We start from the raw sequence: 18,526 nt of genomic DNA on the forward strand, positions 1-18,526 counted from the left end.
AATGCGCCAATACCTTCTCACTGATTTTTTACCCACCACGCGCAAAGAATGTGATTTGCGAGGGTGGGATCAATTGGACGTTATCCTCTTCTCGGGCGATGCCTATGTGGACCATCCCTCATTTGGAGCGGCCGTCATAGGTCGCATGCTCGAGAACGAGGGCTATAAGGTGGCTATTGTGCCACAACCAGACTGGCATGGCGACTATCGTGATTTCAAGAAACTCGGGCGGCCAAGGCTTTTTTTTGGTGTTAGTCCCGGAGCGATGGACTCCATGGTAAACCATTATACCGCCAACCGAAGGCTGCGCCACGACGACGCTTATAGCCCAGACGCGCGCCACGACATGCGTCCCAATTACCCCAGTATAGTATACACCCAAATACTCAAACAGCTCTTCCCTGACGTCCCGGTGGCATTGGGTGGCATAGAGGCATCACTTCGAAGGCTCACTCATTATGATTATTGGCAAGACAAATTGCGCAAGTGTATACTTTGCGACAGCGGAGCGGACATAATCCTTTATGGCATGGGCGAAAAAAACACGCTCAAGCTATGTCAGGAGTTGGAGTCTGGCAAGAATATCAAAGACATACGCGACATTCCACAAACCGTATATCTATGCAGGCCAGAGCATATTCCGGGCGGTATCACAGATCAAGATATAGTGCTCCACTCACATGAGGAATGTTTGCGCGACAAGCGTGCCCAAGCTGAGAATTTCAGACACATAGAGGAAGAATCTAACAAAATGCACGCCCAACGGCTATTACAAGCCGTCGGCAATGTCTACACTGTGGTCAACCCTCCCTATCCACCTATGACCACCGAGGAGATGGACGCAGCTTTTGATCTACCCTACACACGCATGCCGCACCCCAAGTACAAGGGCAAAACCATCCCAGCCTATGAGATGATCAAATACTCCATCAATATGCACCGAGGCTGTTTCGGGGGCTGTTCGTTTTGCACCATATCTGCTCACCAAGGCAAGTTTGTGGCCTGCCGCTCCAAAAAAAGCATATTGCGCGAGGCGAGACAGGTCATCCAAATGGATGGTTTCAAGGGATATATATCCGACCTCGGCGGACCGTCGGCCAACATGTATGGCATGCGTGGGCGCAACCTTAAAGCCTGTGAGGTTTGCAAGCGACCATCTTGTATCAACCCAAAGATATGTCCCAACCTTGACACCGACCACTCCAAACTTCTCGATATTTATCGAAGTGTGGACGCGATGCCCGGTGTCAAGAAGAGCTTTGTGGGCAGTGGCGTGCGCTATGACCTTATCTTGCACAAGGGCAAAGACGAGAAAGCCAACAAGACGGCTATGGAATATGCCCGTGAGCTCATAGAAAAACACGTGAGCGGTCGCCTCAAAGTGGCGCCCGAGCACACCTCTGACCGTGTGCTCCAGCTCATGCGCAAACCTCCGTTCAAGCAATTTTACGAGTTTAAACGTATCTTTGACGACGTGAACCGCAAAGCGGGTCTCAACCAACAAATCATACCTTATTTCATCAGCAGCCATCCAGGCTGCAAGGAAGAAGACATGGCAGAGTTGGCCGCACTCACCAAAGACTTGAATTTTCATTTGGAACAAGTGCAAGATTTCACGCCAACGCCTATGACTGTGAGTACCGAAACATGGTACACTGGCTATGATCCATATACCCTCGAGCCTGTTTTTTGCGCCAAAACTCCTCGCGAAAAACTCGCCCAGCGGAAATACTTCTTCTGGTACAAAACAGAAGAACGACGTAACATTGAGCAGAGCCTAAAGCGTATTGGGCGCACAGACCTCATCAAGAAGCTATACGATGGCAAGACATTTAGAGGCAAGGTGCACTATGACGACAAAGCCATAGGCAGCGCGCCCACAACAAACAGAGTCAAACCAACGCGCCGCAACAACGAGAACGACAACCACAAGCCATATCGGCAAGCTCGAAACACAAATAAAAAACCAAAATCTTTTAATCCCAATTTTCAATCGGGCACACGCCGCAAAAAGGGTAGATAAAACACCAGCGACATGAAAATTATCGAGCGTCAACTCATCGGCAAACACACACAGAGTGATTGTGAGGATGGCATTGTTGTAACACCCCATTTCGTGGCGGTGATAGACGGTAGCACGAGCAAGACAAGACATAGGTTCAATGCTGACATGAGCAATGGTCGTCACTGCATGAAGATGATAGCCAATTTTATCCGAAAGATGAAAATCGATATTCTTCTTGACGACTTTTGTGACCAAATCACCGAGATTATTCGTAGTGAATATTTAACTAATAGCAATAATCGACCTGAAAATCAAATTATTAACAACTACATTCCGCCGCATGAACGTCTTTGTGCCAGTGTCGTTATTTACAGCGAGGCACATCGACAGATATGGATGATAGGCGACTGTCAAGCTATGGTAGACGGCCAGCTGCATGAAAATGGCAAGCCCTACGAAGCCTCAATGGCCGCTCGTAGAGCAGCTTGCTTCCGCTCGTGCCAGTTAGCGCACAATGATATGACAGATGGACTGACCATCGTTCACGACTATGCGCGCGATGCTATCTTGCCCCATCTCATCAAAGCGATGGATGGCCAGAACAAGACTTTCGCCGTGATCGATGGCTACCCCATATTTCGAGATGGCATCAAGGTCATCTCCATTGACAAAAATCTGTCAGAGATAGTCTTGGCATCAGACGGCTATCCCATGCTAAAATCCACATTGGCAGAAAGCGAGGCAGCCCTGAGCGAACAGCTTGCGCGCGACCCTTTCAATATAGGAGACTTCAAAGCCACCAAAGGATTGATGCGCGGCAACCACTCTTTTGACGATCGCGCGTATGTCAGGTTTCTCACTTGAAGATTTGGCGAACCAATCGCCATATCGTTTCGTTTCATTAATATCACGCTTATACCATGAGATATTTTGTTTGGATTAGTTTTGATGGCACAGCCTACCACGGATGGCAAATACAGCCCAACGGCATGTCTGTGCAAGAGAGGCTACAACAATCGCTTTCCACATTGTTGAGACAGCCAGTGGAGGTCGTTGGCGCGGGGCGTACAGATGCCGGCGTGCATGCCCGACAGATGGCGGCTCACTTTGATATTGACCGCGACTTAGACTGTCAACAGTTGGCTTATCGGCTCAATCGCATATTACCAAAAGATATCAGTTGCAACGGCGCGCAACGGGTGTCAGACGATGTTCATGCCAGATTTTCGGCCACACGCCGCACCTATCGCTATTACATCCATACACGCCGCGACCCTTTCGCACGCCACTATTCAGTGCTAATGAACTGGTCTCTTGATTTTCAGCGCATGAACGAGGCCGCCGCTTTTCTGCTCACCGTAGACGATTTTAAGGCTTTTTGCAAAGCCAACGCTGACAACAAGACCACACTGTGCCATGTCAGTAAAGCCAGATGGGTACAAACATCAGATAGCACATACTACTTTGAGATAGCCGCCAACCGCTTTTTACGCAACATGGTGCGCGCCGTGGTGGGCACCCTCATAGACGTGGGGCGGCACACCATCAGCATGGATCAGTTTGAGACGATAGTGAAGCGAGGCAACCGTTCAGACGCGGGCCAGTCCATGCCAGCCCATGGTTTGTTCCTCTGGCAGATTGAATACGATGACACGAGTGCGCCAAGCATCTGACGCAGGCACAACGCTTACGGTTCACGCACACATTGCCCCCACCCCTCGTCATCCATAAACACGAACGTGCAAAAGTGCCTCCCACCCAACTCCACGTATATTGTGACATTATGAAAAATGTTTAACAATGCAAAGACAAACGTTGAAATGCTTTGATTATTTGAAAAAACAGAAGACATTTGTACAAATTCGGCCAAAATGACGCTTGCTTTGCAAACGCCTAACATACAACATTTTATAAGAAAATTCATCCTCCAAGCTTGAAATAAGCTCCTTTTTGTCGTCTCGATAAGATACCAATGGCAACATGACTAAGGTCCAAACGCATCGTCATTACAACCTATTCGGCACACGAATAGCACTTACACAGAGTGCCGTTAGGTATTAATGGCCCACCCTTGTGTTATTTTATTTTGCGCAAACGCGTTTTTTAAGTTTAATATTCATTTTTTTCTCGCTCTTTCATCCCTATACTAAAAGTTGGAAAAAATGATATTTTTTATTACATTCTGAGATGTTATATCGCAAGCGTCCAACATTAGCCACTTTTGTGTGGCTTTCCGGCATTACTACCTTTACCCAAAAACTTCATGCTTGCACTCAACGAAAAAGCAAACGGTGGGTTGTTTACCGCCGCTTCCTCGCTCGCTGAAATCATCACCGACATGTTCGCCTGTCACCAGTTCGAGTGACAGATGGAAGGAGCATGGCGTCAGCATACCTACCTCAACCGTCAATCGCTGGGTTCACAATGTCGCCGACACACTTTGTCCATTTTGCAAACTTTAAGCAATACAGATCTTGCAAAGTCCTTACTTTCAGGTTGACGAACCCAGCGTATAGGGTGCCGGCCGCAAGGGTTGTCGTAGGCGTGGCGAAGTCAGTTGCTTACCTCGCGAAGAGAGACGCGGCGGGCGAACTGACAGAATACCAAGCTCACAAGATCGCTCCATGTATTAAAAAACTTTGGCATGTTTGTCCGTGCCATGCTATTTTTACCAATTATTTGATTAATTCTTTTGGCAATTCTTGGATTACTTGAGCGAAAAGTGTTATCTTTGCCATGGAGGATGGTTTGGTTTTGAGAAAACGCTAAGGCAATACTTTTTCTTTAATGAAAGCCACTTCCATCATTTTTTTAGAAAAACATTTAGGACACTATTGATCACAACATGAAGAAAAATAACATCTACTATACTTTCTTTGACCATGATAACGTTATCTATCAATGGGCAAGAAGTTTCGGCCACCATCCATGTAAACAAGGGTGGCGATAAAATAGACAAGGAGACACACAGCCAGTTTGCCGAACGTCTTGGCACGTGCATATCGAACGGATGGGCTCTCCTTGCACGACTCATATGGTGAAAAGCTGGGCTGAGAAAGGACCTACAACCAAATTCGGCAACCAAGAATACTATTGGACTTTGGGGAAATGTCTACAAATAGAAGACGTTATCAAGAAACATAGCGACATTATGGATGCTAAAGACCCTCATAAACGCATCGGCCTGCTCGTAGACGAATGGGGAACATGGTGGGATGAGGAAGCGGGCACCATCCAAGGGCGCCTGTATCAGCAAAACACTATGCGCGATGCAATGGTGGCTGCGCTCACACTCAACGTGTTTCATCGCCACGCCGACCGTGTGAAAATGGCTAATCTTCGTGCAAGGGGGCCATATGAACAATGCTACCGACTGCAAGATTTCGGAGGTATCCATCTCCGCGGCCAAAAAAACAGATGGCTCTATATGCGTATCGCTAACGAATGTCAACTTGGACAAAGCCAAAACTGTTGAACTTGCGCTCGATGGTGCTTCATCGCAATCAGTGACTGGCGAAATATTGACCGCAAAAAATATGGACGACTACAACGACTTTAACCATCCAGAGGTGGTGAGACGTACTGCCTTTAAGGACAGCAAGAAAAAAAAAAGGAAAATAAGACTGAAAGTTCCAGCCATGTCTGTCGTCGTATTCAATGTGAGTTAAACGAACCTCAGAAAATAAATTATCCCATAAACCTTATAAACATGAATGACATTAAAGTGATGAACCATGCGGCTGACAATATCAGAATTTTGGCCGCGTCAATGGTAGAAAAAGCCAAATCAGGCCACCCGGGTGGGGCCATGGGTGGCGCCGACTTTATCAACGTGCTCTTTTCTGAGTACTTGGTGTACGATCCCGAAAACCCCAAATGGACAGGACGCGACCGTTTCTTTCTTGATCCAGGACACATGAGCCCAATGCTCTACGCTGCGCTAACCCTTCGTGGCCTCTTCACCATAGATGATTTGAAGGAGTTTCGCCAATGGAAATCGATCACACCGGGGCATCCAGAGCTTGATGTCATGCACGGCATAGAGAACACCTCAGGCCCTTTGGGACAAGGCCATGCCTTGGCAGCAGGTGCCGCTGTGGCCGAAAAGTTTCTTGAGGCACGCCTCGGAAAAACCATGATGCAGCACAAGATATACGCTTATATCAGTGACGGCGGCGTGCAAGAAGAGATTTCACAAGGAGTGGGTAGGATAGCAGGACATTTGGGTTTGAACAATCTTATCATGTTCTACGACTCGAATGATATCCAGCTTTCTACTGAAACAAACGCCGTGATGAGTGAGAACACCAAAGCTAAATACGAGGCATGGAATTGGAATGTGATGGAGATAGATGGCAACGATGTCTCTCAAATACGTCAAGCACTCGACGCAGCACAATCTGAAGAGAGCCGCCCCACCCTCATTATCGGCAAGACTGTAATGGGCAAAGGTGCCCTAAAGGCAGATGGCAGCAGCTACGAGGCATGTGTAAAGACGCATGGGGCGCCACTCGGCGGTGACGCTTACACCAACACCATCAACAATCTCGGTGGCGACCCAGCGCACCCATTCGTTGTCTTTGATGACGTAAAAGCTCTCTATGACAATCGCCGAAAAGAACTTTTGAAGATTGTTGCCAAACGCAAGACTGAGGAATCTGAGTGGCGAAAGGCCAATGCAGAGAAGGCTAAACAGATGGACGAGTGGTTCTCTGGCAAGGCCCCGAAGGTGGATTGGAGCAAGGTAGAGCAAAAATCAGGCACCGCCACTCGCGCCGCCAGTGCTGTGTGCCTTGGCGTCTTGGCCGAACAGGTGCCCAATATGATTTGCGCGTCGGCCGACCTTTCCAACTCTGACAAGACTGATGGCTTCTTGAAAAAGACCCAAAGCATGAAGAAAGGCGACTTCAGCGGCGCTTTCTTCCAAGCGGGTGTGAGCGAACTGACCATGGCTGACATGTGCATAGGCATGATGCTTCACGGTGGGGTCATCGCAGCTTGTGGCACGTTTTTCGTATTCTCCGACTACATGAAGCCTGCTGTCCGTTTAGCAGCTTTGATGCAAACCCCCATCAAGTTTATTTGGACGCACGACGCCTTCCGCGTGGGTGAAGATGGACCCACCCATGAGCCAGTTGAGCAAGAGGCACAAATCAGACTTATGGAGAAACTTCAAAACCACTCGGGGCAAGATAGCGTGCGTGTTTTTCGTCCCGCTGATGCGGACGAAACCACCGTGTGCTGGAAACTCGCCATGCAGAATATGGATACGCCCACCGCGCTGATACTGTCTCGCCAAAACATAGAAAGTCTACCCGAGGGTACAGATTACGAACAGGCCGCCAAAGGCGCTTATATCGTTTCCGGATCTGATGCAAATCCTGACGTTATCCTTGTTGCAAGCGGTTCGGAGGTATCAACACTCGTATCTGGTTCTGACGCACTGCGAAAAGACGGATACAAGGTTCGTGTCGTGAGCGCTCCCTCGGAAGGATTGTTCCGTACGCAGAGCCAAGAATACCAAGATAGCGTATTACCTTATGGGGTGAAAAAATTCGGGTTGACAGCTGGTTTGGCCGTAACGCTCCAAGGATTGGTAGGCATCGGTCCTAACAGTAAGATATTTGGCATGCCCAGCTTTGGTTTTTCCGCACCTTACAAAGTGCTCGACGAGAAGTTGGGTTATACTGGAGAAAACGTATATAACCAAGTGAAGGCTTTCATGCAACAATAAAATAGACTTATCAAGGATAAATCCAAGACATGCTAAACGAACTTTTCTAAGTTTGCAAACATGTCTTGGATTTGTTACTAACACTTTAGCATTTATATTTATAACTATGAAAATCAATAAAATAGGATTGGCCAGTGATCACGCAGGTTATGCCTTGAAACAGTTTGTAAAAAAGTATTTGCAAGAGAAAGGCATCGCCTTCAAAGACTATGGCACTGATACCGAGGAGAGTTGCGACTATCCCGATTATGCACATGCCTTGGCAAAGGGCATTGAAAATGGTGACGTATACCCCGGCATTGCTATTTGTGGTTCGGGAGAAGGTATCAGCATGACGCTCAACAAGCACCAAGGTATACGAGCAGCATTGGCTTGGATGCCAGAAATAGCTCGGCTTAGCCGCGCGCACAACGATGCCAACGTGTTGGTAATGCCAGGGCGTTTTATAGAGGAGGATACGGCTCGCTGCGTCATGGACGAATTTTTGACTACCGATTTTGAGGGTGGTCGTCACCAGCGTCGTATCGACAAGATACCATGTGCCAACGATAAATAAGCATCAGTAGCAAATAAAAAGAATATATAGGCCATATTTTTGTTCACTCCACATATTGTGACAAAAGTATGGCTTGTGTTTTCTGAATCAAAAATACACACTCTATCAATGAGTCTCTAAAAACTGTTTATATATTTATTTATGGATAATTCCAATCAGATTTTGTTGTTGTCGTTAGGCACCAACAAAGAGCAAGTTAAGCATATGAATGATGCACAAAAATATATTAATCAGGTTTTTACAAAAGTGCGTTATAGCAAATGTATATGGACGGCGCCTATTGGTGGCGGCACTAATCTTTATCTCAATTGCCTGGCTGTCACCTCCACGGCTTTATCCTATGACAAAGTGGAAGAAATAACGAAAGATATTGAGCGCCGCATGGGCCGGCTGCCCGAAGATAAGCGAGCGCATAGGGTGCCTATCGATATTGATATTTTACAACTTGGTCAAACCATTTACCATGATAAAGATTGGCAACGTCACTATGTTAAGCAACTATTGAGCGACATTGGGTTATAGTTTATAAAACAATGGATTACACATTTTATATTAATTCTTGTATAGCCCACCTATATTTTAAATTCAAACACACTCCTCTTAAAGAATTTAATATTAGCCGCCTTTTGTTTGGTATAGCCTCTTTGCTATCTTTTTTCGAGAAATTTTATGTTTGTACTCAACCAAACAAATATTTTCCGAATTTATCACATTCCTTTGAATATGTGTCAAAACATTCTTGCCTGTCTTCTCTAAACATGTGATGTTTTTATAAAAAAATGATTTTTCTTTTGTTTCTTAGCCACTAAAACCTTATATTTGCATGAGAACCATTCTTGTTTCCTGTCCATGAAACAATCGTTAATATTTTCTACTCTATTATTTTTCGCTTTCCCCACATTTTGTGCGGCGCAGTTAGTCCGTACACAAGAAATGGGTGACACCATTGTTTCGCCATCCTTGGAGATTTCCACAGGGTCTGTCGACATCGTGACTCAAGACCGTATGAACAAGGGATTGGTAACCAATCCGCTTGGCGCATTGAGTGGCCAGGCGGCGGGAGTGAGCGTAGTATCAGGTGAAAACCGAATGGCACAGCTCAGTGCCGTACGCGTTCGTGGCACGACATCGCTCACTGGCGGCAATGACCCCTTAGTAATCATAGACGGTGTTTACTCTGATCTAACTACCCTTTCAACCGTTTTCCCAGCAGACATAGAGAGCTTTTCAATACTGAAAAACGCATCAGAGACAGCGCTTTATGGCTCTCGTGGAGCTTCCGGCGTCATTCGCGTAACTACCAAAAAAGGATCGGGCATGCAATTTCACATCTCATACGATGGCAACATTGGTATCGAACGCAAATATAAAACTGTCAACATGCTTGATGCTGCCGCCTATATTGCCACTGCTGCCCAGCTTGGATTAGATTATAATAACGGTGGCAAAAACACTGATTTTCAAGATGCTATCACTCGTACAGGGTGGGTAACCAATCATAACGTGGCATTCAGCGGAGGCGGACTAAAATCTAATTACAGGGCCTCGCTGAGTGCCATGAGCCACAAGACGGTGCTGCGCGAAAACGAATATCGCAACTACGCAGCCAAAATAGATCTCTCGCAAAAAGCTTTTGACGACTTACTCGACATTAATTTCGGTGTATTAGGAGCCTCGCAAAAAAACTGTTTACCTTTTGATGAGCAAAAGATTTTTTATAGTGCGGCTGCTCAAAACCCTACATTTCCTGCCGAACCCGTAAAGCCTGGGCACTGGTTGATAAACACGACGGCATCACAAATTTCGCCACCCATGGCTTTGCTGCAACAAAAAAACGATACGAAAAACTTAAGTTTTAATACGCATTTGGGTATCCATATCAATCTCCTTGGAGTGCCAAATGACAACTTGAATGCAAGTACTAATAACCAGCGCCCTTCGCTCTGTCTCTCATTATTTGGATCTTATAGCTATCTCTCTGTTGAGAATGCCGTTTTTTGCCCCACTTGGGTATGGGCACAAGGACAGGCTTTTCGTGGCGAACGTAAGACAGAAGACTGGCTGTCAAATGCCAAACTGACTTTTGAAGACACATGGGGACCACACCAAATTAAAGCTTCTGTGCTCGCAGAGTACCAAAAAAGTTACCGTCGAGGGTTCTGGACGCGTGTTAAGGGCTTTACCACTAACAGCTTCGGCTATGACAATCTAAGTGCAGCATCAAACATTCCATACGGTGGAACAGGATCTGAAGTTTCTGAACCATCTTTAGCTTCGACCATGACAGCCTTGTCATACACGCTACTCGAACGATACACTCTCGAGGCAAGCATGCGCGCTGACGGCAGTTCCATGTTCGGAGACAACAACAAATGGGGCTATTTCCCATCCGTATCAGCCATTTGGAACATTGCTCGCGAGCCTTTTTTCAAGCCTTTGAACAAGATTGTTAATATTTTGCGACTGCGCACTGGATATGGACGTTCAGGCAATCTTGGAGCTATAGACGCCTACAACTCACTCAATCTCGTACGTCCACAAGGAGTAGTGTCAGTGGGTGGAACGCCAACTGTCACCATGAGCATATTTAGAAATGCCAACCCAAACCTTAAGTGGGAGACACGCTCCACGCTCAATATAGGAGCGGACATAGGCTTGTGGAATAACAGAGTGGTTCTCACAGCCGAATATTACTATGCCAAAACCACTGACATGTTATACAATTATGACGTGCCTGTGCCACCATTTACATTCTCTAAGATGCTTGCCAATCTCGGTAGCATGAGCAATCGCGGGTTTGAAGTAGGCATAGGTGTAACGCCAATAAGAAAAAAAGATATGGAATTGAATGTCAACGTAAATCTTGCCCAACAACAGAATAAATTGTTGACACTCTCTGGAGAGTATAACGGCATGCACCTCTCTGCTGCTGATATCACCCCCATGGGCTCTCTCAATGGTGCAGGTTTTCACGGCGGCAACAACAATATAGTGTACCAAATCATTGGGCAGCCACTCGGTGTGTTCTACTTACCTCACTGCACAGGTCTTTCAAAAAACGAGGATGGTTCATGGAAATACACCATTGCTGATCTTGATCACAATGGTAAGGTGAACATTGAAGATGGCGGAGACAGATACATCGCTGGACAAGCTACACCAAAATGGATCGTAGGATCAAACATTAGTATGAGATTTCATAACGTGGACATATCACTACAAGTTAACGGTGCTTTCGGCCACAAAATTTATAATGGCACCGCCCTTACCTATATGAACATGGCAAGTTTCCCTGACTATAATGTCATGAGCCAAGCACCAAGACACAATATCAAAGACCAAACGGCTACAGACTATTGGCTTGAAAGTGGTGACTACATCAATTTCGACTATCTGACAATCAGTTGGAACGTACCATTAAAAATACGTTACGCCACAGGGCTACGTCTATCACTGTCTGTCAACAACCTTGCGACTATCACATCATACAGCGGACTTACCCCCATGTTGAACAGTTATGTCGCCAATTCCTCTCTCGGCATTGACGACAAACGCACATTCCCAGTGTATCGGTCGTACTGCCTTGGCATGAGTGTGCAGTTCTAACCACCAAAAAAAACACCGACATCCTCTTTTTTAAAATCATAGTAGCTATCGATTAATTGTCAAGACCATTAGCTTTAAAACCTATTCATCCATATTTAATTTCTGCCTTCATAACAAAAATGATACACAATATAAAAAAAACAGGAGCCCTCATGCTTTTCTCCTCATTGGTCTTCTCCGCTTGCCTAAGCGATTACCCCAAAAGCTTGCTGCCAGAAGACAAGGCCTACGACAACGCTACAAACCTATATATCAATACCGTGGCCAACTTATACCATAACATTGGTGGCAACAAAGACTCGGAAGGCTTGCAAGGAACCTATCGGGGCATATACGATTACAACATCTTTTGCACCGACGAAGCTATAATTCCAACACGTGGCGGAGACTGGTACGATGGTGGATTCTGGCAAAATCTATACCTGCACACATGGACTTCAACCGACATTGCGCTTTATGACACATGGTGTTATCTATATAAAGCTGTGATGATGTGCAACCACTCGTTAGCACAAATAGATGCTCACAAAAATATCATTACACCTGATCAGTACAACAAATACAGGGCTGAAGTCAAAGCATTGAGATGCCTTTTCTACGGTGAGTTGCTCGATCTTTTTGGCCGTGTGCCATTAGTGGAGAGCGACGAAGTCTCACTTGACAAAGCCAAGCAGGTGGAGCGTGGTGAACTTTTCCGTTTCATCGTCAACGAATTACAATCGTCTTTACCATTCTTGGCTGACCAACGCAGTAACTTTGAGGGCGAATATTACGGACGTATCACGCGTCATGTAGCTGAATTTATGTTAGCTCGGCTCATGCTCAATGCTGAAGTTTACAACGATGACAACTGGATAGACGGCGTGCGTACACTTGGTTCGCAAATTCTTTTCAATGTCGACGGACAAAACATGAATGCTTGGGAAGCCTGTATTCACTATTGCGACCGCATAGAGGCTGCTGGGTACACATTGGAAAAAGACTATAATGACAATTTCAGGGTACATAATGAGAAGTCTCATGAAAACATATTTACCATTCCAATGGATAAGATGAAATACCAAAATGAGTTTTGGAATTTGTTTCGTTCACGTCATTACAAGCATGGTGAATGTCTCGGCATGGCAGCTGAAAATGGTTCTTCGGCCACACTGTCCACTGTTCGTGCTTTCGCCTATGGCACTGACAGTGTAGACACTCGTTTTGCTTTCAACTTCTATTCAGACACCGTACATATCGATGGCAAGGCTGTAAGGCAAGACAATGGAAAAGCATTGGTGTACCATCCCTTGGTCATGGCCATAGACCTCACGGGGTCTCCGTACGAGAAAACAGCCGGTGCGCGCATGGCAAAATACGAGATTGATCGCACCGCCCACGCCGATGGAAAGTTACAAGACAATGATATTGTGCTCTTTCGTTTTGCCGATGTGTTGCTCATGAGAGCCGAAGCAAAAGTGCGAAACGGTAAAAATGGGCAGCATGAGATGGATGCTGTTCGTACAAGGGCTGGCATGCCACCGCGTCCGGCTACACTCAATAATATCTTAGCAGAGCGTCTTCTCGAACTGATGTGGGAGGGAACACGACGCCGTGACCTCATAAGATTTGGGCTTTTCGGCAATGCTTATGATATCAGGCCACGTCTTGAAAACGAACAAAAGGGGTACACCACAGTATATCCCATACCTGCCACCGCTCTTAAATTAAACAGAAAGCTTCGACAAAACTACGGTTACTAAAACCGAAAAGTAGCAAAATGACAGCATTTTAAAGATAAATGCTGTTTTTTGCATCATTTTTTGAGTACCTTTGCACATGTTTATTACCTTATAATTATACATGTATCAATGAGACAAAAAAAAATCATATTATCCGAAAAAGACATTCCTACACAGTGGTACAACATCCAAGCGGAAATGCCCAACAAACCACTGCCTCCCCTGAACCCATCTACCAAGCAGCCCGTGACAGCCGAAGACTTGGCACATATCTTCAGTATGGAATGTTCTAAACAGGAACTTGACCAAACCAACAGATGGATAGACATACCCGAAGAGGTATTAGAGAAATACACATTCTACCGCTCTACCCCACTCGTCAGAGCTTATGCGCTTGAAAAGGCATTGGACACTCCTGCCCACATATATTTTAAGAACGAATCGACGAACCCGTTAGGCTCGCACAAGGTGAACTCAGCCATACCGCAATGCTACTATTGCAAGAAGGAGGGTGTTACCAATGTGACGACAGAGACAGGCGCAGGGCAATGGGGAGCGGCGTTGTCTTACGCCGCTAAGCTGTACGGATTGGAGGCCGCCGTATACCAAGTGAAAATCACGATGCAGCAAAAGCCCTACCGCTCCATCATCATGCGCACCTTTGGCGCCACCGTGGAGGGGTCACCATCAATGTCCACCCGCGCTGGCAAAAACATCATCACTGTAGACCCGACACATCCTGGGTCGCTTGGAACAGCCATCTCAGAGGCCATCGAGCTGGCCGTCACCACACCCGGATGCAAATACACTTTAGGGTCAGTTCTCAATCATGTATCCTTGCACCAAACCATAATTGGCTTGGAAGCAGAAAGGCAAATGGAGATGGCTGGCGAATATCCAGACAAAATTATCGCCTGCTTTGGCGGAGGCTCCAATTTTGGTGGTATCGCATTTCCCTTCATGCGTCACGTGTTTGATGGCTCGCACAAGAACACAGAGTTTATCGCGGCCGAGCCAAACAGCTGTCCCAAGCTTACCCGTGGAGAGTTCAGATACGACTTTGGAGACGAGGCTGGCTACACGCCACTTTTGCCCATGTACACCCTTGGGCACGACTTCAAACCTGCCAATATACATGCCGGCGGCCTGCGCTACCACGGCGCAGGTGTAATAATCTCCCAACTCATCAAGGATGGATACATGCACGGTGTAGACATTCCGCAACTCGAGACGTTTGCGGCGGGCACACTCTTTGCGCAAACAGAAGGTATCATTCCCGCCCCGGAGAGCTGCCACGCCATCGCCGCGACCATTCGCGAAGCTAAAAAAGCCAAGGTAGAAGGAAAGGCGCCTGTCATTTTGTTCAACCTTTCGGGGCACGGTCTCATAGACATGCCGTCTTACAACAGTTATATCAATGGCGACCTGACCAATTATACCGTGACCGACGAGCAAATAGAGCAATTTCTCGCCAACGTGCCAACGGTGTAACATGTCTGCTTACGACATATCAAATGCCCATTTCATCCGTATGGACGAAATGGGCATTTGATATGTTAACGTTACAAAAAGTCTCTAAACCTTTTTGATAATATCCATTCCCACCCCAAGAGCTTCCATGTTTAACGGTATCAATCCATGATGTCGCTCTGGCAACGTCTTGAAAAGTGCCTTGTTAATGCCATCCGTACTTACCACATGGGCCACCTTGAGCAGCCCACCCAGCACTATCATGTTGAACACCTTGGAGTTTTTCATCTCCGCGGCCTTGTCCATGGCATCAATGCGATAGATAGTAATGTCGTCACGGTTAGGCTTGTCCATAATGCCAAAGCCGTCATAGATAAGTATGCCACCAGGCTTAACTTTAGGCATGAATTTATCTAACGAGGGTTGGTTCAGCACAATAGCTATGTCGTACATGCTCAATATGGGCGATGAGATGCGCTCGTCACTCACGATGACCGTGACGTTAGCCGTTCCACCTCGCTGCTCTGGGCCATAAGCAGGCATCCATGTTACCTCCTTGTCCTCCATCAATCCGGAGTATGCCAAGATTTTACCCATCGACAAAACGCCTTGTCCGCCAAAACCCGATATAATGATTTCTTTCTTCATGTTACTTCAAATTTGTGGTGTCTTTCAGGTCACCCTTGATATATTCCGGGAACATGTTCTCTCTCATCCACTCGTTGGCTTTCACCGCAGGCAGTTTCCAGCCACTGCTGCAAGTGGACACAATTTCCACAAGGCTTGAGCCAAGTCCTTTCATGGACGACTCGAAAGCCTTTCGAATGGCTTTCTTGGCCTGCCTGATAGCAGCCACGGTATCCACGCTTTGGCGAGTTACATAGCACGTGCCCGTCAGTTTTGACGCCAACTCCGTGATATTGAGGGGATAACCATGAATATCAGGGTCGCGGCCGTAAGGGCAGGTAGACGTTTTCTGCCCTATGAGCGTGGTCGGCGCCATTTGTCCTCCCGTCATGCCATAGATGGCATTGTTGATGAAAATAATGGTAATATGCTCACCCCTGTTCAGCGCATGGATAGTCTCCGCCGTACCAATGCACGCCAAGTCGCCATCACCTTGGTAGGTGAACACCAACCTGTCGGGCCATACACGCTTTACCGCAGTGGCCAAAGCCGGGGCGCGACCATGAGGCGCTTCCTGCCAATCTATATCAATATATCTGTACGCAAACACGGCACATCCCACTGGAGAGATGCCTACAGATTTCTCTCCCATACCCATTTCGTCTATCACTTCGGCCACCAGTTTGTGCACTTCGCCGTGCGAGCATCCCGGACAATAATGCATATTATTGTCGTTCAGCAATTTGGGCTTGGCATAAACCAAGTTTTCCGGTGCTATAATATCATTGTTCATCTTATTTCCTCAATTTAGTTTTCAACGCTTCCACTATCTCCTGCGGGTCGGGCACGATACCGCCCAACCGTCCAAAATGCTCCACCGGCAATGCGTTTTCCACAGCCAACCTTACGTCTTGCACCATTTGACCGGCATTGATTTCAGCCACAAGAATACCTTTTTTGTTTTGGGCTATGTCCGCAATGGCTTTTGTGGGGAACGGCCACAGCGTGATAGGTCGGAACAGACCCACCTTGATACCCTCCTCACGGCATATCTCCACGCTCTTCTCGGCAATGCGCGACGCGCTGCCAAAAGCCACGATGACATAGTCAGCATCATCACATAGATGTGTCTCAAAGCGTACCTCGCTTTCTTCTATCTGCCTGTATTTCTTTTGCAAAGCTATATTTCGGCGCTCCATCACCTCAGAACTAAGCTCCAGCGAGGTAATGATATTTGGCTGCCGGTCTTTCTTTCGGCCTGTGGTCGCCCATGGATATCTCTTGATTATCTCTTCGTCGGTAAGCCGAGGTTTCATCGGTGGCAAAACCACCTTCTCCATCATCTGGCCTATTATGCCATCAGAAAGTATCATCGTGGGGGTGCGATAACGGAAAGCCAACTCAAACGCCAAGTCTACAAAGTCGGCCATCTCTTGCACGGAGGCCGGCGCCAGCACTATAACGTTATAGTCGCCGTTGCCACCGCCACGCGTGGCTTGAAAATAATCGCCCTGACTGGGTTGTATGGTGCCCAATCCCGGGCCACCTCGTTGCACGTTGACTATCACCCCCGGTACCTCGGCGCCAGCCATATACGATATGCCCTCTTGCATGAGCGCCACTCCGGGGCTTGACGATGTGGTGAACACTCTCTTACCAGCGCCGCCGCCGCCATATACCATATTGATAGATGCCACCTCGCTCTCGGCCTGTAACACCACCATGCCGGTGGTCTCCCAAGGCTTTAACATCGACAGCGTCTCTATAATTTCGGTTTGCGGTGTGATGGGATACCCAAAAAAAGCATCGCATCCACAACGTACCGCCGCATGCGCGATGGCCTCGTTGCCTTTCATCAATGTCACTTCCTTATTGTTCATGGCTATCCTCCATCTTCTTTCGATACACTGTGATACATCCGTCCGGACACACTATTCCGCACGAAGCGCACCCTATGCAGTCGTCCGGACGAGCGGCTGTCACATAAGCATATCCATGCGTATTCACTTTTCTCTCAGCCAAAGAGATAACGTCTTTCGGACACGCTACAATGCACAGCGTGCATCCTTTGCAGCGTTCCACGTCTACCACGATGGCTCCTTTCATCTTACCCATAAGCTATTAGTTTTTTAGTATTGCTTAAGGATTGTAAAAATCCTTACAATAAAAATTCATAATGTCATCCAACATCCGCTTGGCCTCTACTGCCGGACTGTTTGCGTCCAAGCGGATGGCTTCCATATAGTTGTTCATTGCCGAAGCAAAATCGCCCTGCTTGCGGTATTCGTTACCTTTCAAATAGTAGTCATTGGCGGTCATTGGCGGTTGTATTTCATACGTTTCATATTTACAAAGATAAAAAACATTGGGCTTTTTTGTCCGCATAGCCATTGCCTTTTAATATATTTTTACATTATCACAACCTTTAGTTGCACAAAACAAAGAATTTGTGCAACTATTAAGAAAATTCTTATTTGGGGTGCAGGTTCTGCACTTAAGTTGGCATTGCAATGTGCGCTCGATTGATCTGGTAAATATTGTCACACCCTACAAAGGTTTTCTTAAATGCGAGGGTTACCTATCGATGCCAAAAAATTGCTGTGAGCGGCGATGTGCTTTAACCTTAAATTGTTGAAGAAAATACATATTAATTAAATGATGAAACATTTAATATCTATCCTATAGCATCAAATCGGTTGACAATAAATCATCGATTATATTCGTTTGTACACGTATACTTTTTGCCTTTGGTATCTATACGTCCTGCGTATAAGACCTAATCATGACGCCATTTGATAGTAATCATT

General features: G+C 46.6%; 14 protein-coding genes and 1 pseudogene. 10 read left to right on the plus strand and 5 right to left on the minus strand.

Going from position 1 to position 18,526, the window contains the following annotated elements:
• The first annotated feature begins 1 nt into the window (after nt 1).
• The 10 genes and pseudogenes from C7379_RS01445 to C7379_RS01495 all read left to right on the plus strand — a co-directional run bounded on the left by C7379_RS01445 (nt 2) and on the right by C7379_RS01495 (nt 15,113).
• Complete coding sequence (locus C7379_RS01445) at nt 2-2,023, plus strand: YgiQ family radical SAM protein (protein ID WP_116615666.1); 2,022 nt, start codon at nt 2-4, stop codon at nt 2,021-2,023.
• Nucleotides 2,024-2,035: 12 nt separating this feature from the next.
• Entirely contained in the window at nt 2,036-2,869 is an 834-nt protein-coding gene (locus tag C7379_RS01450; RefSeq protein ID WP_116615667.1) for a hypothetical protein, read from the plus strand.
• 56 nt (nt 2,870-2,925) lie between these two features.
• Nucleotides 2,926-3,678 carry a tRNA pseudouridine(38-40) synthase TruA gene (gene truA / locus C7379_RS01455; RefSeq protein WP_116615668.1) on the plus strand — a complete coding sequence of 251 codons (753 nt, stop codon included), beginning with the start codon at nt 2,926-2,928 and terminating at the stop codon, nt 3,676-3,678.
• A 1,330-nt stretch (nt 3,679-5,008) separates the two neighbouring features.
• Nucleotides 5,009-5,673, plus strand: a pseudogene (locus C7379_RS13240) (alpha-L-arabinofuranosidase C-terminal domain-containing protein); the annotation flags it as partial.
• A 41-nt stretch (nt 5,674-5,714) separates the two neighbouring features.
• Complete coding sequence (locus C7379_RS01470) at nt 5,715-7,739, plus strand: transketolase family protein (protein ID WP_116615670.1); 2,025 nt, start codon at nt 5,715-5,717, stop codon at nt 7,737-7,739.
• Between the two features lie 106 nt (nt 7,740-7,845).
• A complete protein-coding gene (gene rpiB / locus C7379_RS01475; RefSeq protein WP_116615671.1) occupies nt 7,846-8,295 on the plus strand; it encodes a ribose 5-phosphate isomerase B in 450 nt (149 codons plus the stop codon).
• Nucleotides 8,296-8,436: 141 nt separating this feature from the next.
• A complete protein-coding gene (locus C7379_RS01480) occupies nt 8,437-8,817 on the plus strand; it encodes a 2-amino-4-hydroxy-6-hydroxymethyldihydropteridine diphosphokinase (protein WP_116615672.1) in 381 nt (126 codons plus the stop codon).
• Nucleotides 8,818-9,144: 327 nt separating this feature from the next.
• On the plus strand, nt 9,145-11,901 hold the full coding sequence (locus C7379_RS01485) for a SusC/RagA family TonB-linked outer membrane protein (RefSeq protein ID WP_116615673.1): 2,757 nt from the start codon (nt 9,145-9,147) through the stop codon (nt 11,899-11,901).
• Nucleotides 11,902-12,020: 119 nt separating this feature from the next.
• Nucleotides 12,021-13,643: a RagB/SusD family nutrient uptake outer membrane protein gene (locus C7379_RS01490; protein WP_116615674.1), complete on the plus strand. Its 1,623-nt coding sequence runs from the start codon at nt 12,021-12,023 to the stop codon at nt 13,641-13,643.
• Nucleotides 13,644-13,751: 108 nt separating this feature from the next.
• Nucleotides 13,752-15,113 (plus strand): TrpB-like pyridoxal phosphate-dependent enzyme, encoded by a 1,362-nt coding sequence (locus tag C7379_RS01495; RefSeq protein ID WP_116615675.1) that lies wholly within the window; start codon nt 13,752-13,754, stop codon nt 15,111-15,113.
• Nucleotides 15,114-15,197: 84 nt separating this feature from the next.
• Here the strand turns inward: C7379_RS01495 and C7379_RS01500 are convergent, their stop codons facing one another.
• Genes C7379_RS01500 through C7379_RS01520 form a run of 5 tightly spaced genes read right to left on the minus strand, consistent with a single transcriptional unit; the run spans nt 15,198 to nt 18,038 of the window.
• Complete coding sequence (locus tag C7379_RS01500) at nt 15,198-15,740, minus strand: 2-oxoacid:acceptor oxidoreductase family protein (protein WP_116615676.1); 543 nt, start codon at nt 15,738-15,740, stop codon at nt 15,198-15,200.
• Nucleotide 15,741: 1 nt separating this feature from the next.
• The gene (locus C7379_RS01505; RefSeq protein WP_116615677.1) at nt 15,742-16,512 is read right to left on the minus strand and encodes a thiamine pyrophosphate-dependent enzyme; all 771 of its coding nucleotides are present in this window, start codon (nt 16,510-16,512) and stop codon (nt 15,742-15,744) included.
• 1 nt (nt 16,513) lies between these two features.
• Nucleotides 16,514-17,599, minus strand: a complete 1,086-nt coding sequence (locus C7379_RS01510; RefSeq protein WP_116615678.1) for a 3-methyl-2-oxobutanoate dehydrogenase subunit VorB — start codon at nt 17,597-17,599, stop codon at nt 16,514-16,516.
• The gene (locus tag C7379_RS01515; RefSeq protein ID WP_116615679.1) at nt 17,589-17,834 is read right to left on the minus strand and encodes a 4Fe-4S dicluster domain-containing protein; all 246 of its coding nucleotides are present in this window, start codon (nt 17,832-17,834) and stop codon (nt 17,589-17,591) included. Before C7379_RS01515 ends, C7379_RS01510 begins: the two co-directional genes overlap by 11 nt.
• Before the next feature lie 24 nt (nt 17,835-17,858).
• On the minus strand, nt 17,859-18,038 hold the full coding sequence (locus tag C7379_RS01520) for a tetratricopeptide repeat protein (protein ID WP_116615680.1): 180 nt from the start codon (nt 18,036-18,038) through the stop codon (nt 17,859-17,861).
• Between the last annotated feature and the right edge of the window lie 488 nt (nt 18,039-18,526).

It is taken from the genome of Hallella colorans, assembly GCF_003096815.1.
Classification (GTDB): Bacteria; Bacteroidota; Bacteroidia; order Bacteroidales; family Bacteroidaceae; genus Prevotella; species Prevotella colorans.